At 63.5% G+C, this 20,384-nt stretch carries 20 protein-coding genes; 8 read left to right on the forward strand and 12 right to left on the reverse strand.

Going from position 1 to position 20,384, the window contains the following annotated elements:
• Positions 1-30: 30 nt before the first annotated feature.
• On the reverse strand, positions 31-771 hold the full coding sequence (locus tag NLY42_RS16795) for an ATP-binding cassette domain-containing protein (protein ID WP_023673049.1): 741 nt from the start codon (positions 769-771) through the stop codon (positions 31-33).
• 466 nt (positions 772-1,237) lie between these two features.
• Between NLY42_RS16795 and NLY42_RS16800 the strand changes: the two genes are divergently transcribed.
• Both NLY42_RS16800 and NLY42_RS16805 read left to right on the forward strand, forming a co-directional pair.
• Positions 1,238-2,227, forward strand: coding sequence for a sugar-binding protein (locus NLY42_RS16800; protein ID WP_023673050.1), 990 nt, complete (start codon positions 1,238-1,240; stop codon positions 2,225-2,227).
• Positions 2,228-2,406: 179 nt separating this feature from the next.
• On the forward strand, positions 2,407-3,189 hold the full coding sequence (locus tag NLY42_RS16805; RefSeq protein WP_023673051.1) for a FadR/GntR family transcriptional regulator: 783 nt from the start codon (positions 2,407-2,409) through the stop codon (positions 3,187-3,189).
• Positions 3,190-3,208: 19 nt separating this feature from the next.
• Here NLY42_RS16805 and NLY42_RS16810 read toward each other — a convergent pair whose 3' ends face one another.
• The gene (locus NLY42_RS16810) at positions 3,209-4,147 is read right to left on the reverse strand and encodes an NAD(P)-dependent oxidoreductase (protein WP_023756378.1); all 939 of its coding nucleotides are present in this window, start codon (positions 4,145-4,147) and stop codon (positions 3,209-3,211) included.
• Between the two features lie 117 nt (positions 4,148-4,264).
• Here NLY42_RS16810 and NLY42_RS16815 point away from each other — a divergent pair, with 117 nt between their 5' ends.
• Both NLY42_RS16815 and NLY42_RS16820 read left to right on the forward strand, forming a co-directional pair.
• The gene (locus NLY42_RS16815) at positions 4,265-5,155 is read left to right on the forward strand and encodes an NAD-dependent epimerase/dehydratase family protein (RefSeq protein WP_023699664.1); all 891 of its coding nucleotides are present in this window, start codon (positions 4,265-4,267) and stop codon (positions 5,153-5,155) included.
• Positions 5,156-5,262: 107 nt separating this feature from the next.
• Entirely contained in the window at positions 5,263-6,039 is a 777-nt protein-coding gene (locus NLY42_RS16820) for a FadR/GntR family transcriptional regulator (RefSeq protein ID WP_023687956.1), read from the forward strand.
• 148 nt (positions 6,040-6,187) lie between these two features.
• On the opposite strand, the gene NLY42_RS16825 is transcribed toward NLY42_RS16820, so the two are convergent.
• The 6 genes from NLY42_RS16825 to NLY42_RS16850 all read right to left on the reverse strand — a co-directional run bounded on the left by NLY42_RS16825 (position 6,188) and on the right by NLY42_RS16850 (position 11,637).
• Entirely contained in the window at positions 6,188-7,294 is a 1,107-nt protein-coding gene (locus tag NLY42_RS16825) for a Gfo/Idh/MocA family protein (protein WP_023687957.1), read from the reverse strand.
• Between the two features lie 32 nt (positions 7,295-7,326).
• Entirely contained in the window at positions 7,327-8,163 is an 837-nt protein-coding gene (locus tag NLY42_RS16830) for an ATP-binding cassette domain-containing protein (protein ID WP_023712088.1), read from the reverse strand.
• Entirely contained in the window at positions 8,160-9,275 is a 1,116-nt protein-coding gene (locus NLY42_RS16835) for an ABC transporter permease (RefSeq protein WP_023687958.1), read from the reverse strand. The genes NLY42_RS16830 and NLY42_RS16835 overlap by 4 nt, the downstream gene beginning before the upstream one ends.
• Positions 9,276-9,432: 157 nt before the next feature.
• The gene (locus tag NLY42_RS16840; RefSeq protein WP_023687959.1) at positions 9,433-10,401 is read right to left on the reverse strand and encodes a rhizopine catabolism ABC transporter substrate-binding protein; all 969 of its coding nucleotides are present in this window, start codon (positions 10,399-10,401) and stop codon (positions 9,433-9,435) included.
• Between the two features lie 62 nt (positions 10,402-10,463).
• On the reverse strand, positions 10,464-11,375 hold the full coding sequence (locus NLY42_RS16845) for a polysaccharide deacetylase family protein (RefSeq protein ID WP_023753573.1): 912 nt from the start codon (positions 11,373-11,375) through the stop codon (positions 10,464-10,466).
• Entirely contained in the window at positions 11,350-11,637 is a 288-nt protein-coding gene (locus NLY42_RS16850; RefSeq protein WP_031252846.1) for a hypothetical protein, read from the reverse strand. The genes NLY42_RS16845 and NLY42_RS16850 overlap by 26 nt, the downstream gene beginning before the upstream one ends.
• 112 nt (positions 11,638-11,749) lie before the next feature.
• Between NLY42_RS16850 and NLY42_RS16855 the strand changes: the two genes are divergently transcribed.
• A complete protein-coding gene (locus NLY42_RS16855) occupies positions 11,750-12,994 on the forward strand; it encodes a DegT/DnrJ/EryC1/StrS family aminotransferase (RefSeq protein ID WP_023753572.1) in 1,245 nt (414 codons plus the stop codon).
• A 19-nt stretch (positions 12,995-13,013) separates the two neighbouring features.
• Here the strand turns inward: NLY42_RS16855 and mocR are convergent, their stop codons facing one another.
• The 4 genes from mocR to NLY42_RS16875 form a co-directional block, all read right to left on the reverse strand.
• The gene (gene mocR / locus NLY42_RS16860) at positions 13,014-14,480 is read right to left on the reverse strand and encodes a rhizopine catabolism transcriptional regulator MocR (RefSeq protein WP_023673062.1); all 1,467 of its coding nucleotides are present in this window, start codon (positions 14,478-14,480) and stop codon (positions 13,014-13,016) included.
• Between the two features lies 1 nt (position 14,481).
• A complete protein-coding gene (locus NLY42_RS16865; RefSeq protein WP_023673063.1) occupies positions 14,482-14,688 on the reverse strand; it encodes a LacI family DNA-binding transcriptional regulator in 207 nt (68 codons plus the stop codon).
• 214 nt (positions 14,689-14,902) lie between these two features.
• Positions 14,903-15,814, reverse strand: a complete 912-nt coding sequence (gene iolE, locus NLY42_RS16870; RefSeq protein WP_023753571.1) for a myo-inosose-2 dehydratase — start codon at positions 15,812-15,814, stop codon at positions 14,903-14,905.
• Positions 15,815-16,022: 208 nt separating this feature from the next.
• The gene (locus tag NLY42_RS16875; protein WP_023673065.1) at positions 16,023-16,310 is read right to left on the reverse strand and encodes a DUF3175 domain-containing protein; all 288 of its coding nucleotides are present in this window, start codon (positions 16,308-16,310) and stop codon (positions 16,023-16,025) included.
• Positions 16,311-16,541: 231 nt separating this feature from the next.
• On the opposite strand from NLY42_RS16875, the gene NLY42_RS16880 reads away from it, so the two are divergent.
• The 3 genes from NLY42_RS16880 (at position 16,542) to NLY42_RS16890 (ending at position 20,348) form a co-directional block, all read left to right on the forward strand.
• Positions 16,542-17,714 carry an MFS transporter gene (locus tag NLY42_RS16880; protein WP_050587434.1) on the forward strand — a complete coding sequence of 391 codons (1,173 nt, stop codon included), beginning with the start codon at positions 16,542-16,544 and terminating at the stop codon, positions 17,712-17,714.
• 159 nt (positions 17,715-17,873) lie between these two features.
• A complete protein-coding gene (gene gntR / locus NLY42_RS16885; protein WP_023712085.1) occupies positions 17,874-18,902 on the forward strand; it encodes an HTH-type transcriptional regulator GntR in 1,029 nt (342 codons plus the stop codon).
• A gap of 321 nt (positions 18,903-19,223) precedes the next feature.
• Entirely contained in the window at positions 19,224-20,348 is a 1,125-nt protein-coding gene (locus NLY42_RS16890) for a sugar ABC transporter substrate-binding protein (RefSeq protein ID WP_023682221.1), read from the forward strand.
• Positions 20,349-20,384: the final 36 nt, after the last annotated feature.

Below are 20,384 nucleotides of genomic sequence, written 5' to 3' on the forward strand. Positions count from 1 at the left end.
ATGTGCTGTGCGTGGTGAAATTCGCTGAGATCAAACCTGTTCGATGGCGCCGGTGATCAGCCCGGTGACTTCCTCGGGCGAACTTGACGCAATCGTCTTGTCGGCGACCTTGCGGCCGCGCCGCATGACGATGACGCGGTCGGCGACGGTGAACACGTCAGGCATGCGGTGGCTGATCAGCACCACTGCGATGCCCTGGTCGCGCAAATGGCGGATCAGGTTCAGCACTTCGGCGACCTGGCGCACCGAGATCGCGGCCGTCGGTTCGTCCATCAACACGATCTTCGCCTGCGACAGCATGGTGCGCGCGATCGCTACTGCCTGGCGCTGGCCGCCCGACATCTGCTTGACGAGGTCGCGCGGACGGGTCTCGGACTTCAACTCGGCGAAGAGCTGGCCGGCGCGCTTGTACATGGCGGCATAGTCGAGGATGCGTAAAGGGCCGAAGCCGCGGCGCAATTCACGGCCGAGATAGACATTGGCGGCAGCGGTCAGATTGTTGCACAGCGCCAGGTCCTGGTGGACGATCTCGATGCCGTGCTGGCGAGCTTCCGCCGGCTTGTGCAGGATCAACTCCTTGCCGTCCATGCGCATGACGCCATGGCTGGGGCGGAAATTGCCGGCGATCATCTTGACCAGCGTCGACTTGCCGGCGCCGTTGTCGCCCATCAGGCCGACCACCTGTCCGGGCTCGATCGACAGCGATACGTCGTTGACCGCCTGGATGGCGCCGAAATGCCTCGAGATATTGGTGAGTTCGAGAACCGCCACCAGTCTTTGCCTCCCCGTGTTTTGCGACCCGCTGCTGTTCCCGGCGTGAATGCCGGCGCTGCTTTGGCCCCGCTCTCCCCATCTCCTCCCGGAAACAGCGTCAGCGTTCTTTTACGCAAAAGCCGGCGCTCGTCAATCAATTGTCGGACGAATTGAAGCCTTGGTTATCCAAAAATCCGTTTTGTAGGACAAATAGCATTGACGTTGGCCGCAAGCCGATATTAGCTAAGCGTCGGAGGAGATTATGCCGATGCCGCTGGCGGTTAGCCGGGCGGAATCGGCGGAGGTTTATCGGTCGAGGTTGCGGCGCCACCCTTGTGTTGAGCCGGGCCAATGCCGCATCTGGAAATGCTTATCGATCTGTCTTGGCGACACGAGTGCTCGTGAAACGAACCTCGGTCATTAAGCATCCGGTCGATCTGTGTGGCGGGCACGCCGTGTCCGTCTGTTTCAAGGGAGGACTGACATGAGGAAAACACTTTTGCTCGCCGCCGTCGCCGCCATGGCGCTGGGCGCCGGGCCGGCTTTGGCCAAGAAACAGCTCGTCATCGTGGTGAAGGGTCTCGACAATCCATTCTTCGAAGCCATCCACCAGGGCTGCGAGAAATGGAACAAGGAAAATGCCAGCTCGGAATATGAATGCTTCTACACCGGCCCGGCATCGACCTCCGACGAGGCCGGCGAAGCGCAGATCGTTCAGGACATGCTGAGCAAGGCCGACACGGTGGCAATGGCGATTTCGCCATCCAACGCGCCGCTGATCGCTCAGACGATCAAGACCGCCAATCCGACGATCCCGATCATGACGCTCGACGCCGATCTCAGCAAGGAAGATGCCGCGCTGCGCAAGACCTATCTCGGCACCGACAACTATTTGATGGGTCACAAGATCGGCGAGTACATCAAGAAGGGCAAGCCGAACGGCGGCACGATCTGTACCATCGAAGGCAATCCCGCGGCCGACAACATCCTGCGCCGCGCGCAGGGCATGCGTGACGCGCTGTCGGGCAAGGAAGGCCTGGCGGCACTTGCCGGCGAAGGCGGCTGGACCGAAGTCGCCGGTTGCCCGGTGTTCACCAATGACGACGGCGCCAAGGGCGTGCAGGCGATGACCGACATCCTCGCCGCCAATCCCAAGCTCGACGCCTTCGGCATCATGGGCGGCTGGCCGCTGTTTGGCGCACCGCAGCCCTATCGCGACCTGTTCGGGCCGCTCAAGGACCGCATCGCCAGCAACGACTTCGTCATCGGCGCCGCCGATACGATCGGCGATGAAGTGGCGATCGCCCGTGACGGCCTTGTAACCGCTCTGGTTGGTCAGCGGCCGTTCGAAATGGGCTACAAGGCACCGTCGGTGATGATCGATCTGGTCGAAGGCAAGGCCGTCGCCGATCCGGTGTTCACCGGCCTCGACGAATGCACAAAGGACACGGTCGACACCTGCATCCAGAAGTAGGTTCTCGATTTCGGGGCGCCCTTTGACGGGCGCCCCGTCTCTTCCCGGACGGACGCAACGGTTGGGGCAGCAGGCTCCGGCTTTGACGCGTCTGTAGTTTGGATTTTCGGCAACGAGATCGGCGCGCCGTGCAGGTTCGGACCAGTCCGGACGCAGACGGCCGACGCATTGGAACGTGAATGCCGGACGAGAAATCAAAGAAGCGAACCGAGCGGGCCAAGGCACAAGCCAGCCGCGGTCCGGCTGTCATGCGCAGGGCCGGTGCCGCCCATTTTCCGGGAGCGAGCGTCCATGTCTCGCTGGCCGGCGAGATCGGCCTCAGAATCGTGCGCGGCGATTATCCGCCCGGCACCATTCTGCCCAACGAGGCCAAATGGGCCGAGATCTTCGATGTCAGTCGTTCGGCGGTGCGCGAAGCCATCAAGATGCTGATGGCCAAAAGCCTGCTGGCTTCACGGCCCAAGATCGGCAGTTGGGTCGAGCCTAGGGAACGCTGGAACCTGCTCGACCGCGATGTGCTGGCCTGGTACGCGACCGGGCCGGACCGGGAAGCCTTCCTGCGCACGGTGCAGGAGTTCCGTCACATCATCGAGCCGGAAGCGTCGGCCTTTGCCGCCACGCGGCGCAACGACGAGCAGATGGACGAGATCAGCCAGGCCTGTCGTGAGATGGGCGAGGCTCTGAACCTGCAGGAGCGTATCCGCGCCGATACGCGTTTTCACCTCGCCATACTGCGCGCCTCGGGCAACGATCTGCTGGTGCCGCTTGGCGTTCTGATCGAGTCGGCGCTCGATCATCTCTTTGTCTTCGTCACACGCGAGACCAGCGATCAGCGGCGGGCGCAGGCGCTGCATGAGGCGATCGAGAAGAACATCCGCCTGCAGCGTCCTGCGGCCGCGCGCAATGCGGTGCACAAACTGCTCGCCAACACCGACGATGTTATCGGCCGGTCGAGGCGCTGACACAGGCTTTTCGCCGCCTTCAAATCGTCTGCTTCTTGCCGTCCTTGCTGGGCATCAGGTCGACGCCGTTGACCTTGCCGATATATGTCGCCAGCATCGGCACGAATTGCTCGGCCGGGCCAGTGGCATAGGCACCGGCGAAGGAGTTCTTGGTGGCGTTGCCGAGCGGGTTGGCGATGCCGGCCGCACCCGCCATCGATTCCAGATAGGTCAGGTCCTTGAAGGCGTTGGCGATGGTGAATTTATGCGCGTCGCGGTCGCCCTCCAGCGTCCAGCGCATGAAGGTCTGGTAGAAGCCGCAATCCATGCGGCCGTTGCGGATGACGCTGTCGAAACGCGGTGGCGAGATGCCGACCTTTTCGGCCAGCGCCAGCGCCTCGGAATAGATCGCGGCATAGCCCAGCGAGATGAAGTTGTTGAGCAGCTTCATGCGGTGGCCGTCACCGGTATCGCCAATATGGACGATGCGGCCGGCCCAGGTTTCGATGACCGGCTTCACACGGGCAAACAGCGCGTCGGGCGCGCCGACCATGGCGTCGAGCGTGCCTTCCCAGGCTTCCTTCGGGGTGCGGCTGAGCGGTGCATCGACGAAGTCGACGCCGATCTCCTTCAGTTCCGCCGCCAGCGCCACCGTCGAGACCGGATCGGCGGTCGAGCAGTCGACGACGACCGAACCCTTCTTCAAGCCCTCCTTGAGGCCGCCGGGGCCGCGGATGATGGCTTCCACTTCGCGCGAGCCGGTGACGCAGATGAAGACGATGTCGGACGCCGCCGCCACGTCGCGCGAAGTCGCCGCCTCCTTGGCGCCCCGGCCAATCAGGTCCTCCGCCGGCTTGCGGTTCTTGCGGCCGAGGAAGGTCAGGCCATAGCCCTTGTCGACGATGTTCTTGGCAATGCCGTGCCCCATCAGGCCAAGGCCGATAAAGCCGATCTTTTCGCTCGCGGCGGTCGTGGTCATGTCTTGAAGTCCTGTTGCGATGATTGATAGTGGGCGCCGCCGTGTGGCGGGCGAGGGTGGTTGCGGAATGCCATATTGTCTGACAATACACGGAAATCCTAGGCATTGGAGACGAAAATGACGAAGCGGATCATGTTCACCGGCGGCAGCGGCAAGGCCGGTCGCCATGTCGTGCAATATCTGGTCGAACAGGGCTGCCAGGTGCTCAACATCGACACCAGGCCGCTCGACAATCCCAAGGTGCGCACGCTGATCACCGACATCACCGACAGCGGCCAGGTGTTCAACGCGCTGTCGAGCTATATGGGCCTGCATGAATTCGATCCGTCGCTGCGCCCGCAGCCGGTCGATGCCGTGGTGCATTTCGCCGCCATACCGCGCATCATGATCACGACCGACAATGAGGCGTTCCGCATCAATGCGATGGGCACCTACAACGTCATCGAGGCGGCGGTGAAGCTCGGCATCCCGAAGGTGGTGATCGCGTCCAGCGAGACCACCTACGGCGTGGTGTTCGCCAACGAGCCGCGCGATCCCAAATATTTCCCACTCGACGAAGAATACGACGTCGATCCGATGGACAGCTATGCTCTGTCCAAGGTCGTCAACGAGCACACGGCGCGCGCCTTTGCGCAGCGCAACGGCACCGATATCTATGCCTTGCGCATCGGCAACGTCATCGAACCGCACGAATATTCGCTGTTTCCGAAGTGGTTTGCCGATCCGGGCTTTCGCAAGCGCATCGCCTGGAGCTATGTCGACGCGCGCGATCTCGGCCAGATCACGCTGCGCGCCGTTGAAACGGACGGGCTCGGCTTCCAGGTGTTCAACGCCGCCAATGACGACACCTCGTCCGACCTGCCGACGGCCGAACTTTTGAAGCGGTTTTACCCCGACGTGCCGGTCAAGGCGGATCTCGGCGAATATGAAACGCTGCTCTCGAACCGCAAGGCCAGGGACATGCTCGGCTTCCGTCCCGAGCACAGCTGGCGCAAATACGTCAAATAGGACGGCCGGGGGCAAGGTTGCGACCTGATCTGTGCACAGCCGCAGGCTTTGCCGTCAACGTCCCGTCCTTTGCTTGACAGCTTTCGAAATCCGGACTTTGTGGACGCATGAGGGACGGAAAGCCGAATAAGGGAAAGAAGCCTGAAAAGGCGGCATCCGGCGAGCGCCCGGCGACCCTTCGCCGGGCTGACGCCACCCGGATGCCCGGCACCAGCGTGCATGCCTCGCTGGCCAGCGAAATCGGGCTTCGGATCGTGCGCGGCGACTATCCGCCAGGCACCATCCTGCCCAATGAAGCCAAATGGTCCGAAACCTTCAACGTCAGTCGCTCTGCGGTGCGCGAAGCGATCAAGATGCTGATGGCCAAAAGCCTTTTGGCGTCGCGCCCCAAGATCGGCAGTTGGGTGGAGCCCAGGGAGCGCTGGAACCTGCTCGATCGCGATGTGCTCGCCTGGTACGCGACCGCGCCCGACCGTGAGGTGTTCCTGAAGACGGTGCAGGAATTCCGCCACATCATCGAGCCGGAAGCGACTGCCTTCGCAGCCATGCGACGCACCGAGGAGCAGATGGCCGAGATCAGCCAGGCCTGCCGCGAGATGGGCGAGGCGTCGAGCCTGCAGGAGCGCACGCGCGCCGACACACGTTTCCATCTGGCCATCCTGCGTGCCTCCGGCAATGACCTGCTGGTGCCGCTCGGCGTGCTGATCGAATCCGCCTTCGATCATCTGTTCACCTATACGACGCGCGAACTCGACGATCTGCAGCATGCACAGCAACTGCACGAGGCGATCGAGAAGGCCATCCGCCTGCAGCGGCCGGAGGCGGCCCGCAACGCGGTGCGCAAGCTGCTCGCCAATACAGACGGCGTCATCAACACCCGGTAGGATGTGCTGAAATGCAGGTGAGGCGGGCCTGCAAACGCCGGCTTTCTGCGCTTCCGGTGCTCACGTACTTAAGTACGCTCCGCTCCGGTTCTCGAACCCAATGTTTTCGGCGCGGCCTGACCTGAATCTCAACACATCCTGCGAGCGCTCAGCCGGCCTGCGAAGTGGCCAAATGCTGCCTGGTCAGCGCGATCAGCAGCGCCTGGTCGCGCGCGGCGTGCTCAGGGCGGTTGACCACCTCGTCGCCATTGACGATCGCACCCCAGAAGCCGCGCAGTTCCTCGACGAAGGCTTCGCCGTAGCCGGCGCGCAGATCCTTCGTCGACAGTGTGTGGCCGTCCGAGGTCTTCACAGTCAGCCGGGTCGGGTGATGGTTGAGCCAGGGCGAGGGGAATTCGAGCTCGAGGCTGGCAGCGTCGAAGAACAGCGTGATGCGTTCCTTGTAGTCGGCGAGCTTCGGCACGGTGAGATGCGTCATCGTCCACAGCGCCTGGCCGTCGAGCAGTTTTACTGCGCCCTGGCCGCCATCGCCATTGGCGAAGATCTGCGCGCCGACGACCTCGCCATCCGGCACGCTGAGCGCGTCGAGCAGGCCGTGTACGGCATTCACATCGTGAATCAAGGCGGAGCTGTAAGCGGCGGTAAATCCACGGAAAGCCAGATCGTTCAAAGGCTGGCCGATAGCGCGTTCGACCTGTTGTTTCTGCCTGGCTTGCGCGGCGGCAATCAGCTCCTCGGGAATGTCGTTGCCGCGCTTGTAGCGCTGGTGGGCGATGAACGGCCAGGCATCGGGATCGTTAACCTCGACCGAGACGGACCGCAACGTCTTTGCCGTGCCGGGCAGCGAGGCCAGCGCCAGCCGGTAGCTCGGATCGAAGCGCTTCATATAGCCGACCTGCATGACCTTGCCGGCCTTATCGCGCGCGGCGATGATCTCGGCGATTTCCGCCGGGGAATAGCAGAGCGGCTTTTCGCAGAAGACATGCAGGCCGCGCCCCAGTGCGGCCAGCACCTGCTCTTGATGCAGCGGGTCGGGCGAGCCGATCACGACGGCGTCGAGCTTATGGTCGAACAGTTGCTCCGGCGTTTCGAAATTGGCGATGCCGTGAACTTCGCTGACATATTCCCGCGAAATCCTTGACGGGTCGGCGACGCCGACCAGTTCGAACAGGTCGCCGAGCCGCAACAGATTCGGAATATGCTCGACCTGCGAGATCATGCCGGCGCCGATAACGCCAACCCGTATCCTGCTCATGCTGCTAAAACTCTCTGCAAAGTGTTCCAGGCTCAGGGTGCGGCGGCCGGCCGATTGCCGATCTGCGCCAACAGCCCGGCAATCTCAGCTTCCACCGCCTTCAGATCCTCGCCGCCCGACATGATGGAAATCACCTCGTCGCGCGAGATCTCGGACTTTGCGTATGTGCCGCGATTGCGGCCGCGGTTGAGCAGCGTGAAAGTGTCACCGACAGGGTAGGCGTGGTGGATGTTGTGGCTGATGAAGATCACCGCCAGCCCGCGCATGCGCGCCTCGATGATGAATTTCAGCACCATGGCCGCCTGATGCACGCCGAGCGCCGAGGTCGGCTCGTCAAGGATCAGCACCTTTGCGCCGAAGTGGACTGCGCGCGCGATTGCCACCGATTGGCGCTCGCCGCCCGACAGCGTGCCGACGGCCTGCGTCGGGTCGCGCACGTCGATGCCGATATCGGCCATCGCCTGGCGGGCAATTGTGTTGGCGCGCTCCTTGTCGAAGCGCGAGAAGGGCAGGCGGCTTCTGGTCGGCTCGCGGCCGAGGAAGAAATTGCGCGTGATCGACATCAGCGAGATCATGCCGAGGTCCTGGAAGACCGTCGCGACGCCGAGGTCCTGCGCGTCGCGCGGGCTGCGGAACGTGACGGGCTTGCCGTCGACGAAAATCTCGCCCTTGGTCGGCCGGTGCACGCCCGACAGAACCTTGATCAGCGTCGACTTGCCGGCGCCGTTGTCGCCCAGCAAGCAGTGCACCTCGCCGGGATAGACCTTGATGTCGATATCCTGCAGCGCGCGCACCGAGCCGAAATTGACCGACACACCACGCAATTCCATGGCTGGCTGGATGGCCGGGGACGGGTTTGGGTAGGTCATTTGCCGCCTCCGCGTCCGAGCGCCTTGAGGCGGATGTAGTTGTTGACCAGCACGGCCATCAAAATGACGATGCCGAGGAAGACCTTGAACCAGTCGGTGTCGATGCCGGTGTAGAAGATGCCCATCTGCACCAGGCCGAAGATCAGCGCGCCGAACAGCACGCCATAGACGGTGCCGTAGCCGCCGGTGAGCAGCACGCCGCCGATGACCGCGGCGATGATCGCCTCGAATTCCTTGAGCAGGCCGCGCGTGGTGTCGGCGGAGCCGGCCTCCATCACCTGGATGGTGGCAAGCAAGGTCGCGGCACAGGCGGTGTAGATGAACAGCGCGATCTTAACCCGGTCGACCGGCACGCCGACATTGCGGGCGGCATTGAGGTCGCCGCCGGTGGCGAAGATCCAGTTGCCGTATTTGGTCTGGGTCAAGACATAGCCGGCAAGCGCTGTCAGTCCGAGCCACCAGACGATCGACATCGGAATGCCGACGACGAAGGGAATGCCGTCGGTGCGGGTGGCGATCCAACCTTGCGTGCCCATCCATTGGAAGAAGCCGGTCAGGAGATGGCCGTTGAACAGGCCCGCGGTTGCCGGGTCCGGCGCGCCGTCGAGGATGTAGGGGATCTGCGTGCGGCCGGTGACGGCGCGGGTGATGCCGATCGACAGGCCGCGCAGGATGTAGAGCGACGCCAGCGTCACGATGAAGGAGGGCAGGCGGGTCTTCACCACGATCAGGCCGTTGACGTAGCCGGTGAGGATGGCGACAGCGAAGGCGCAGGCGATGCCGCCCCACAGCGGCAAGCCCCAGTATTTGACGGTCAGGCCGATGACGACGCCGGCGAAGCCGACCATCGAGCCGACGGAGAGATCGAACTCGCCGGCGATGATGAGAAGGGCTGCGGCCGTGGCGATGATGCCGAGTTCGGCTGCCAGCGTCAGGAAGGTCATCGACCCCTGTAGCGAATAGAGGTTCGACGCACCCGGCAGCAGGGCGAAGATGATGACGGTGGCGATGAGGCCGCCGGCGGCACCGGCTTCGGGCCGGCGCAGCCATTGCGTCAGCCGGCCGGTGCTGGCCAGCCGCTCGTCAGTGCCGGCAGCCCGTTTCGACGTCATGCCGAAACGGTCCTTGCCCAGTACCCCGGGGGCCGGCGCTTCTGGAGGTATCGCCTTGTCTTCCACAACAGCCATTAGGCTCCCCAATCGCTCACTTCGCAATCTCGACCAGAGACGGGGAGCGCATGGCGGCTCCCCGATCCGTTTTGGTCTTGCCTTAGCGGATGCCGTCCTTGGCGAGCGCCAGGATCGCCTTGGCCTTGTCGGGCGAGTCGATGAACAGCGGCCCGGTGTAGGCGTTGTTCTGCGGCCAGAAGCCATGTGTGGCATGCTCGACCAGATAGATCACCGGCAGGTATCCCATCAGATATTGCTGGGCGTCCATGCCGAAGCCCATTTCGCCGGCGACGACGGAATCCAGGACTTCGGGGCTGATGTCGAAGGTGTAGAGCTTGATCTTGCCGAACAGTTCCTTCTGCCGGAAGAACGGGATCAGCGGATTGGCGGCGGTGGCGCCGAGCGCAAACACCGCCTGGGTGTCGGGATGCGCCGACAGATAGGCCTCGGTGCGGCGCTGGATGTCGGCCGGATCGGGCGACACGGTAAGCACCTCGGTGCCGCCGCCTGACGGCTTCAGCCCGTCATTCAACCCCTGGCAGCGCTGGTCGAGGCTGACATTGCCGACCTCGTGGTTGATGCAGACGACCTTGAGCGTGCCTTCCTTGGCCAGCCGCTCGCCCGCCTTCTTGCCGGAATCATATTCGGAGACTGTGCCGACGTAGAGAGAGGTGCCGAGTTCGGCGCCTTCCTTCTCGCCGGAATCCAGGACGACCATCGGAATGTTGGCGGCAAGTCCGGCCTTGACCGATTTACCAAGTGCATTGGCGTCGGCAATGGAGACGGCGATGCCGTCTGGATTGGTGGCGATGGCCGCGTCGAGCAGGCGGGCCTGCTCGACCACGTCGAACACTTGCGGCGCATAATATTCGACCTTGGCGCCGGTGAGCGCCGCCGCATCGTCGACGCCGCGCTTGACCACCGACCAGTAGGGATCGGAGGCCGAGCCATGCACCACGAAGGTGATGCGGACATCCTTGGGATCCTTCAGGCCGGCCGCTTGCACGACGCCCGCCAGCATACTCATCGAGACAAGCGCGCCGAGCGCCAGTTTCAGAACAGTCTTCATGTCATTCTCCCATTGTCGTTGCAGTTCCAATTCCCTCTTTGCGCCTCGGCCGACGGATCGGCTTACGGCGCTGACCGGGTGGCCGCTTTGCGGGCCTTTGCCGGTGTCGATGCCCCGAGCCGTGCACGCAGTTCCTCGCGCAACGGCTTCATGCCGATGATGTCGATGTCCTGCGCGCCGAGCCAGTCGCGAAAAGCCTGGTCGCGGAAGAGTTCATATTCCTCGGTGCGGATATAGGCGGAGCGCGGCTCGATCAGTTCGAGCTCGCCCGGCGCGTTGAAGTGCAGGCAAAAGAAGGTCAGGCCTTCACGGACCCCTCCGACCAATGCCTTGTAGGCTGGCTCTATCGGCTTGGAGCGTGGACGGCCCCAGGTCGTCTGAATGGCGGCGTCGAAGATGACAAAGCCTTTGGCGCGGGCTCCAGTGACGCCGCGCTGGAACGCCGCTTCGGTGACGCCGACCAGATTGTCGTTGGGCGAATAGGCCGACAGCATTTTGGTCAACAGCACCGGCAGCCGATATTCCAGGCCGAGCTTGATGTAGACGTCGCAAAACTCCGGCGACAGCGCTGCCCCCATATGGGCGTCAAGATGAGTGACGTCGATGCCGGCGCGGTAGGCGGTGTCGATCTGCGCGCGAAGCTCGGTTTCCACCGCTTGCGGTGCTGCCTTGCGGCGGGTGGTCGCTACATCGGGCCAGAAATAGCCGAACTCGTCCGTCAGGCCGGCCGCGCGCGACGGCGACGTCAGCGGCCGCCATTTGTAGTGCTGCTTTTCGCTGTTCAGCGTCAGGTGGACGCCGAGATCGAGCCGGGGATCGGCGGCTGCCGCTTCGGCCATCTCAGGGAACCATGGGCACGGCACCATCACGGCGCCGGAGCTGCAGGCGCCGTGTGCGGTCAGTTCGAGGAAGGCGCTGTTGGCGCCATGGCACATGCCGACATCGTCTTCATGCAGGACGAGCTGTCGCGTCATGGACGGCCACCGTTTTGCCGGCCACCATCTTGCCGGCCACCATCTTGCGGGCCACCATCTTGCCGGCACGCCGGTTTCGAGGGTCTTCCAAAGTGTGTCCCGTGCTGCATGGAACCGACCGTTTGCCCAACTGGACGCGATGGAACGCCCAATGCCGGCTTTCCGACAGGGCCACTTCGACGAATTCGGATGGGTACGATTTTTCCGCGGGCCTGCATTCTGGAATGTCGATTTCATTCGATATGCCCACATTCGGCGTCAAACCCGGCCATCAAGCAACCGGGATGGCTTGGTCAGATCGCAGCGGAGTGGTTCTTTCAAACAGCGGCCGCAGGCGTACTGCTTTCATACCATCAGCGATGTGGAGACTTGCCATGTACACTGCCGGCGAAGAAGAGATCGAAGCCATTGCCAGGGTGATCCGCTCGGGTGCGCTGTTTCGCTATAGCGAGAACAGCGAGTGCAACCGCTTCGAGGCCCGCTATGCCAGGCATCTCGGCGTCGAGCATTTTGCGCTGGCCGCCAGCGGCACCTATGGGCTCGCCGCCGGCCTGATCGGCCTCGGCATCGGCCCGGGCGATGAGGTGCTGGTGCCGGCGCACACCTATATGGCGACCGCAACGGCAGTGCTGTCGGTCGGCGCCATTCCGGTCATTGTCGACATCGACGAGAGCCTGACCATTGACCCGGCCGCTCTGCGCGACGCCATCGGCCCGCGCACCAAGGCGGTCATCCCGGTGCATATGTGGGGTGCGGCCTGCAACATGAACGCGATCATGGATATCGCTAAAAAACGCGGTCTGCTCGTGCTGGAAGATGTCTGCCAGGGCATTGGCGGCGGCTATGAGGGCAAGAAGCTCGGCTCCATCGGCCATGCCGGCGCCTACTCCTTCAACTACTTCAAGAACATCACGTCGGGCGAGGGCGGCGGCATCGCCACCAGCGATCCGAAAGTGGCCGAGCGCGCGCGCTGCGCCATCGACCCTTGCCATTTCTACTGGCAGGGCCGCAGCGACAGCATCAAGCCGTTCGCCGGCATCGGGGCGCGCGCCTCGGAACTGATGGGTGCAATGCTCAATGTCCAGCTCGACCGTCTGGACGGCATCATCGAGGCGATGCGGGCGGAGAAGAAGAAGGTGCTGGCCGGCACGCGCCATCTCGGCAATCTCGGCCTGACGCCGTCGCCGATGAACAGCCCCGACGACGATTGCGCGGCACAGGTAATGTATCTGCTGCCCAGCGAACAGGCGGCGCAGACTTTTTCGAAGATCATTCCGAGCGTCATTGCCGGCAAGACCGGCCGCCACAATTTCACCCAGTGGGACCAGGTGCTGATGCATGAGGGCGCGCATCATCCGGCGCTCAATCCGTACACGCTGCCGGAAAACAAGGGCCTGCGGCTGACCTATGCCGACGACCTCGGCAAGGGTTCTCTCGACATCCTCAACCGCACGGTGATGATCGCGATGAATCCGGCGCATGGCGACGCCGACATCGACGACATGATCCATAACATCGATGCGGCGGCCCGTGTGGCGCTGGAGAATGCCTCGCTGGACGATGTCGAGGTGCGCAAGGCAGCACCGGTGGACCTGCAGAAATTCGACAGCGTGAATTGAAGAGCCGCGTTGGACCGGCTTATTGCCGGTCCAGTCGCATAAAGGCGGCGCGCAGCGCCAGCACTGCGCGCAGGATCTGGCGTTCGTCCATCGCGGCATAGCCGAGCAGCAGGCCGTGTTCCGGCTCGCTCGAATGGTAGTTGATCGAGATGCCCTGCACGTCGAGGCCCTCCTTGACGGCAGCGGCGACGACGTCGCTGTCCTTGTAGGGTCGGATAAAACTGGCCAGCAGCTGCATGCCGGAATCGTTCTCGGTCACAGTCAGCCATTCGGCCAGATGCTCCTGGCACAGTTTTACGAAATTGGCCTGCCGGCGCGCATAAAGGCGGCGCATGCGTTTCAGATGCGTGGCGAAATAGCCTTGCGTGATGAAGTCGTTGACCGTCGCCTGCAGGATCAGCGGCGCGAACTGGCCGGTGATCGAGACGGCGCGGTCGAAGGGGACCGACAGTTCGCGCGGCACGATGAGATAGCCGATGCGGAGCGCCGGGATCAGCGTCTTGCCGAAGGAGCCGATATAGACGACCCGGTCGGCGTGATCGAGGCCGCGCAGCGCCGGTACCGGCCGGCCACGGTACCGGTACTCGCCGTCATAATCATCCTCGACGATCCAGGCGCCGTGGCGCTCGGCGATGTCGAGCAGCTGCAGCCGTTCCTCGATGCGCATGATGGTGCCGAACGGCCACTGGCAGGATGGCGTCACATAGATCAGGCGCGGCGGCGGCAGCTCTGGGTCTGCGAGATGCCATCCAAGGCGATCGACCTTCAAGGGCGCAAGCTGCGCGCCGCTGGCGAGAAAGGCGCTCTTGGCGCCGAGATAGCCGGGCTCCTCCATCCAGACATGGTCGCCTTCGTCCATCAGCACGCGCGAAGCGAGGTCGAGTGCTGCCTGCGCGCCGGTGACGATGATGACCTGGTCGGCGGTGCAATTGATGCCGCGCGACAGGCTTATGGTCGAGGCGATGGCCTGGCGCAGGCCGGGATGGCCGGCAAAGGAGATATAGCCGAGCAAATTCTCATCGCGGCTGCGCGCATTGCGCACCAGAAGGCTCGACCAGATGGTGAAGGGAAAGGATGCCGATTCCGGCACGCCCGGATGGAAGTTGATGACGCCGGCATTGCGTGGCGGCTGCGGGCCGTTGACGATGGTCTGACCGCGCCGCGAGAGTTTTTGCGGGGCGGCGAGGCCGGCGCGCAGCGCGGCCGGCGGGCGTTTCTGCTGGATCGGCGCCACCCAGGTGCCGGACCCGGCGCGCGCCTCTATAAACCCTTCGGCGAGCAGCTGGTCGTAGGCGGCGATCACCGTGTTGCGGCCGACCTTGAGATCCTCGGCCAGCGAGCGTGTCGAAGGAAGCAGCGTGTTCTGCTGGATCTGGCCGTCGAGGATGAAGCGCCGCAAGGCGCCGTAGATCTGCCGGTGCATCGGTTCGTCCGAGCCGCGGTCGACCGACATGATGTCGAGGGAAAGGCGCATATGGTCGGCCAAGCTAGTCTCCGACCAACCTGGCGGCGCGGGCGATCTTCTCTTCGTTAAGCAGGCAGACAGTCTCCAGCACCAGCCGTCTGGTTTCGGGACGGACCTCGCGGCTGTTCTTCAGCGCGCGGTGAACGGTTGCCGCGCCGAGTTCCGCCTTCTCGGCGATCTCACGGATGGTGCAAAGCCGTTCCATGCCGAGTGCCGCCTCGAATGCCATGTCGCTCCTCCATCTGCATCAAGGCATGCCTCGTCCCCAGCCTCAAGCTGGAAACGCCGGGCCGGCAACTCGGGGGCAAAAATTTCGATGCCAAGAACTGTGCGATCCGCGCCGCCAAGGGAGGGCGGCGGCGCGGATCGCCGGGCGCTTTCGCGTCGCTACCCCTACCGAGGCGCGCGCCCAACCGGCCCAACCACCAGCCCCCCGGCGGTGGTTAGGCCATGTCTCGTATTGCCACGTCGAACCCGGCCGCGCAGGCCGTTTTGAGAAGCGAAGCGTAACCTTTCGTGGCATAGGTCAAGGGGTGTGCCTTGGCCGGATCCTGCTCGGCCTCGACGACGATCCAGCCTTCGAAGCCATGGCTGGCCAGAGGCTGCAGCAGCGACAGGAAATCGACGGAGCCATCGCCGGGCACGGTGAAGATTCCTTCCATCACTGCCGCCATGAAACTCATGTCCTCGCGCCGTGCCTTCTCCAGCACGGCCGCGCGGACGTCCTTGCAATGGAAATGCACGATGCGGTCGAGATGCCGGTTCAGGAGGGAGGCCGGGTCGCCGCCTGAGAACAGACAATGGCCGGTATCGAACAGCAGGCCGACGCTCTTGCCGGTTGCGGCCATCAGCCTGTCGACCTCGTCATCGCTCTCGACGATCGTGCCCATATGGTGATGGAAAGCCATGCCGACGCCGAAGGCAGCCATGCGGTCGGCGAGTTCGGTCAGCTTCTCGCCATAGGCGGTCCATTCGCCGTCAGCGAGGCGCGGACGCTGTGAGATCGGCGCGAAAATGCCGTCATGACGGCCGCGCGAGGTGTCGGCATAGACGACGACCTTGGCGCCGAGGTCGCGCAGCAGGATCAGATGCGAGGTGAGGGCGGCGAATTCCTCGTCGACCGTGCGGTCCAGAATGCGGCCGTCATACCAGCCGGAGACGAGTTCCAGTCCGTAAGAAGACAGGATCGGTCCAAGCTCGTCGCTTCGCCTGGGGAATTTGCCGCCGAGTTCGGTGCCGCGATAGCCGGCCTGCCTGGTTTCCGACAGGCATGTCGCGAGCGGCGTATCGCCGCCGAGTGCGGGAACATCGTCATTGCTCCAGGTGATGGGATTGATGCCGATCTTGACCGTCATGCCGCTACTTCAAAGGGCTCGGGGAAACACAAAGCCGAGGCCGGCAAACTGAGGGGAAAGAGGACCTGTCACTAGGTCCAGTTGAGGTGAATTTGGCAGAGCCAATCGGGAGCGCTAAAGCGCGTCCCGTTTGAACGGACTAAGTCGACGCGCTTAGGTCTTTGCATGTCGTTGTCTCAAAACCGGCGCCACTTTTGAGCGACATGCATTAATCCTGCTGCGGCCTTCCGAAGGCCGCGCGCAGTTCGTCCTTGGCGTCCTCGAGCACTTTCCGGCGCGCCTGCGGCAGGTTCTTGCCGGCGCGGTTGATGTAGAAATTCAGCATCGACATGGCCGACTGAAACGGCTCGGCCTTGCGGCGGTCGCTGTGCTCGGCCGAGCGCTTGAGCGAGGCCGCGATCTTCCTGGCGTCGTCGGCTTCGAAGATGTGGTCCTCGAGGTCCATCGCATCGCTGTGCTCGGTCACCTCGGCCGACCATTTCTTTTTCGCGGTCATGACAAACTCCTTCCTGTCGCAAAAACTCGAGCAGGCCGCCGCCGGTTCCCGAGAAAGCCGCCGGGCCGCTGGAGCCACGGATCATGGCCCTGTGGCGCTGCCCGTCGCGGTGAATGCGCCGATAGTGGCGACACAACGGTCGACTTCCCAGGACCGTAGACAGGAAACGCCTTGACCCCGATCGTCGCCAATCAGGCGGATAGCCCCGGCATCGACAGCAGCTACGCCTGGATGCGGCTTGCCATCTCCATGCTGCTGGCGACGATCGGTGCGGTCGGCATGTGGGCCGTCGTCGTCGTGCTGCCGGCCGTGCAGGCCGAGTTCGGCGTTGACCGCGCCGCGGCATCGATGCCCTACACCGCAACCATGGTCGGCTTCGCCGCCGGCAATGTGCTGGTTGGCCGCGCGGTCGATCGCATGGGGTATTGGATCCCGGCACTGCTATCCTCGGTGGCTCTCGCCGCCGGCCTGCTGCTCGCCGCGCTGTCGACCTCTATCCTGCAATTCACCCTTGCCCAGGGCGTGCTGATTGGTGTCGGCACATCGGTGATCTTCGGGCCGCTGATCGCCGACATCTCGCACTGGTTCAACCGTCGGCGCGGCGTCGCCGTCACAGCTGCGGCGGCTGGCAACTATCTCGCCGGAGCGCTCTGGCCAACCATCATGCCGACACTGATCAAGGCGGAAGGCTGGCGCTTCACCTATGCCGGCATCGGTGTCTTCTGCCTGGTCACCATGGTGCCACTGGTGCTGTTGTTGCGGCGCGCTGCTCCGGCGGCGGCTGCCGCCGGTTCGCCCGGAAGCCGGCCAGTGCAGTCGATTTCGCTGTCGCCGGCGGCGTTACAGGTGCTGCTGATCGTTGCCGGTCTCGGCTGCTGCGTGGCGATGTCGATGCCGCAGGTGCACATCGTCGCCTATTGCATGGATCTTGGCTACGGCATTGCGCATGGCGCCGACATGCTGTCGATCATGATGGCGGCGGGCGTCGTCAGCCGGCTCGCCTCCGGCTTTGTCGCCGACCGCATCGGCGGCGTGAAAACCCTGCTTATCGGTTCCGTGCTGCAATGCCTGTCGCTTTTGTTTTACATCCCGTTCGACGGGCTTGCCTCGCTCTATGTCGTGTCGCTGGTGTTCGGCCTGTCGCAAGGCGGCATCGTGCCTTGCTATGCCATCATCGTGCGCGAATACCTGCCCGCCAGGGAGGCCGGCCAGCGTATCGGCATCGTCATGATGGCGACCATCTTCGGCATGGCGATCGGTGGCTGGATGTCGGGCTGGATCTACGACCTGACCGGCTCTTACGCCGCCGCGTTCCTCAACGGGATCGCGTGGAACTTGCTGAACATAGTGGCCATCGGGCTGCTGCTGTGGAAAGCAAAACGCAGTGCTGCCCTGATGGCTTAGGAAGGCAGGATTGCCCTGTTGCTTGACAAGGGCGATTGGCTGCGCGACGCCAGCAGGCGAGTGGGTGCGGCAGCAGCCGGTTGGCATGGTGGCAGTGGAAAAGCTGAACATGGTTTCGCAAGGGCGCAGCGGCCGGGGCCCGGCACGTGGAGGATGTCCATGACCAAGCCGCGCTCGCGTCGCGGGGGCGGCCGCCCGACCCTATCAGATGTGGCGCGCAAGGCCGGCGTCGGCGCCATTACCGTGTCGCGGGCGCTGCGCGAACCGGAACGCGTCAGCCAGGATCTGCGGCGCCAGATCCAGGCCGCCGTCGACGAACTCGGTTATGTCCCGGATCCCAATGCACGGGCACTGGCCTCGGCGCGCGCCGATGTGTTCGGCGTGCTGGTGCCGTCGCTGACCAACAACGTCTTCGCAGAAGTGGTGCGCGGCATCTATGACAGCCTGTCGGACGGCCCGTTCCGCGTCCAGCTCGGCAACACCCATTATTCCGGCCTCGAGGAGGAGCGCCTGCTGCAGGTGTTCGCACCGCAGCGCCCGGCGGCGCTGATCGTGGCCGGCATCGACCAGACGCCGACCTCGCGAAAGCTGCTGGAGAGCGCGGGCTGCCCGGTGGTGCAGGTGATGGAGACCGGGCCCGATCCGGTCGACATGCTGGTCGGCTTCTCGCATTTCGACGGCGGCCGCACCGCGACCGAGCATCTGATCGAGGCGGGCTGCCGGCGGATCGGCTTCATCGGCGCACGCATGGACCCGCGCTCGCAGCGGCGGCTTGCCGGCTATCGCGCGGCAATGGAGAAGGCCGGCCTGTTCGACCCGCGGCTCGTCACCACCACTCCGCTACTGTCCAGCGTGACGCTCGGCCGCGAGCTGCTTCGCGATGCGCTGGCCAAGATGCCGGCGCTCGACGGCGTCTTCTGCAACAATGACGACATCGCGCTCGGCGTTTTGTTCGAATGCCATAGCGCCGCGCTCAACGTGCCGAAAACAATCGGCATTGTCGGCTTCAACGACCTCGAAATGATGCAGGCGGCGTTCCCGCCGCTCACCAGTATCCGCACCCCTCGCTATGAAATCGGCCGTCGGTCTGTCGCCATGGCGCTGGCGGCGATCGCAGGACGAAGGCCTGAGCAGCGGGTCGTCGATCTCGGTTTCGAACTCAAGCCCCGCGAGAGCACCGCACGCTGAACACGCTTTGGCTGCCTCAGCAAATGGTGCTTTACACAACGTCATGGTAGCGCTACCATTTTCGTCGGGCAGACGTTTTGATGAAAGGCCGCCCCTGTTTATTATACATAAGCAACAGCTCATGCTTGTTTATTATGTATAATATGCTAGTTTCGTTTCTCGCCTGTGAAGCGGCGAGGGGGAGGGGATCGGGCCGGCTTCGGGCCCTTGAGACGTGGCGCCGGCCAGGCTGGAGGGCCTTCGGCGTGGAAAACACACCACGACAAACAGCATCAAATAAACAAGCAGCCGCAAATAAAACTACAACTGGGAGGAATATCTATGATCAAGTCACTTGTTGGTGGCATCGTTGCCGCCACTGCATTCGTCATGCTGAGTTCGTCGGCCATGGCCGACCCGGAAGTTGTCAAGGGACCGTCGGCTGAGCCGGATTGCTTTGCGCCCTGGGCGGCTGATACGCAGTTCTTCAAGTTCCCCAAGAAAGACGGCCCATACCGCATCGCGCTCGCCAATGGCTATATCGCCAACACTTGGCGCATCCAGATGGTGCAGACCGCCAAGGCCTATGCGGCCCAGCCGGAGGTCGCCGCGAAACTGAAGGAATTCAAGGTCGTCTCGACCGGCGAGGACGTGCCGGCTCAGATTTCGGCGATCAACAACTTCATCGATTCCGGCTATGACGCGATCGTCGTCAACGCCCAGAACCCGACCGCTTTCGGGCCGGTCATCAAGCGCGCCAAGGAAGCTGGCGTCATCCTCGTCGCCTTCGACAATATTCTCGATACCAAGGACGCCATCAACGTCAATGTCGATCAGAAGGGCCTTGGCGAATTGTGGGGCAAATGGCTGGTCGGCCATGTGCCGAATGGCGGCAAGGTGCTCGAAGTGCGCGGCGTTGCCGGAACTTCCGTGGACACCGACCGTCACAACGGCATCCATGAAGCGCTCGATGCCTCCGGCAAGAAATGGGACGTCACCGAGGTGGTCGGCAAATGGGACGACGGCGTGGCACAGAAGGCCACGGCCGACGCCATTGCCACCAACGGTCCGTTCGACGGTATCACCGGGCAAGGCGGCGACACCGGCATCGTGCAGGCGATGATCGATGCCAAGCATGCTTTCGTGCCGTTCGGCGGCGAGACCGAGAACGGTTTCCGCAAGTTCTGCGCGGCACATGCCGGCGACGGGCTGAAATGCTCATCGGCCGGCACCGGTCCGGCGCAGGTCGCGGTCGCCATCAAGACGGCGATTGCCGCGCTCGAAGGCAACGTCGTGCCGCAAGCGGTGAAGCTGCCGCTGGCGATCGTCGAGGATCCGAACTTCAAGGCCGGTCAGGATTTCTTCCCCGACCAGTCCGACAATTTCTTCGTCGGCAATTCCTTCCCGACCTGCGGCATCAATTTCACCGCGCAGGAAATTATGGGTCAGACCAAAGCTGACCAATAGGGCTGACCAATAGGCGGCATATCCGGCGCCGCGGGA

It is taken from the genome of Mesorhizobium sp. C372A (assembly GCF_030323245.1).
Lineage (GTDB): Bacteria > Pseudomonadota > Alphaproteobacteria > Rhizobiales > Rhizobiaceae > Mesorhizobium.

Excerpts from the sequence above, each read along its gene's own strand:
- NLY42_RS16865 (WP_023673063.1), bottom strand. The coding sequence starts at position 14,688 with ATGGCATTCGAGGCGGCACTCGGCATGGAACGGCTTTGCACCATCCGT.
- NLY42_RS16890 (WP_023682221.1), top strand. The coding sequence starts at position 19,224 with ATGATCAAGTCACTTGTTGGTGGCATCGTTGCCGCCACTGCATTCGTC.
- NLY42_RS16845 (WP_023753573.1), bottom strand. The coding sequence starts at position 11,375 with ATGACGCGACAGCTCGTCCTGCATGAAGACGATGTCGGCATGTGCCAT.
- NLY42_RS16820 (WP_023687956.1), top strand. The coding sequence starts at position 5,263 with ATGAGGGACGGAAAGCCGAATAAGGGAAAGAAGCCTGAAAAGGCGGCA.
- NLY42_RS16880 (WP_050587434.1), top strand. The coding sequence starts at position 16,542 with ATGCGGCTTGCCATCTCCATGCTGCTGGCGACGATCGGTGCGGTCGGC.
- NLY42_RS16815 (WP_023699664.1), top strand. The coding sequence starts at position 4,265 with ATGACGAAGCGGATCATGTTCACCGGCGGCAGCGGCAAGGCCGGTCGC.
- iolE (WP_023753571.1), bottom strand. The coding sequence starts at position 15,814 with ATGACGGTCAAGATCGGCATCAATCCCATCACCTGGAGCAATGACGAT.
- NLY42_RS16875 (WP_023673065.1), bottom strand. The coding sequence starts at position 16,310 with ATGACCGCGAAAAAGAAATGGTCGGCCGAGGTGACCGAGCACAGCGAT.
- NLY42_RS16825 (WP_023687957.1), bottom strand. The coding sequence starts at position 7,294 with ATGAGCAGGATACGGGTTGGCGTTATCGGCGCCGGCATGATCTCGCAG.
- NLY42_RS16830 (WP_023712088.1), bottom strand. The coding sequence starts at position 8,163 with ATGACCTACCCAAACCCGTCCCCGGCCATCCAGCCAGCCATGGAATTG.
- NLY42_RS16835 (WP_023687958.1), bottom strand. The coding sequence starts at position 9,275 with ATGACGTCGAAACGGGCTGCCGGCACTGACGAGCGGCTGGCCAGCACC.
- NLY42_RS16855 (WP_023753572.1), top strand. The coding sequence starts at position 11,750 with ATGTACACTGCCGGCGAAGAAGAGATCGAAGCCATTGCCAGGGTGATC.
- NLY42_RS16840 (WP_023687959.1), bottom strand. The coding sequence starts at position 10,401 with ATGAAGACTGTTCTGAAACTGGCGCTCGGCGCGCTTGTCTCGATGAGT.
- gntR (WP_023712085.1), top strand. The coding sequence starts at position 17,874 with ATGACCAAGCCGCGCTCGCGTCGCGGGGGCGGCCGCCCGACCCTATCA.
- NLY42_RS16800 (WP_023673050.1), top strand. The coding sequence starts at position 1,238 with ATGAGGAAAACACTTTTGCTCGCCGCCGTCGCCGCCATGGCGCTGGGC.
- NLY42_RS16805 (WP_023673051.1), top strand. The coding sequence starts at position 2,407 with ATGCCGGACGAGAAATCAAAGAAGCGAACCGAGCGGGCCAAGGCACAA.
- NLY42_RS16810 (WP_023756378.1), bottom strand. The coding sequence starts at position 4,147 with ATGACCACGACCGCCGCGAGCGAAAAGATCGGCTTTATCGGCCTTGGC.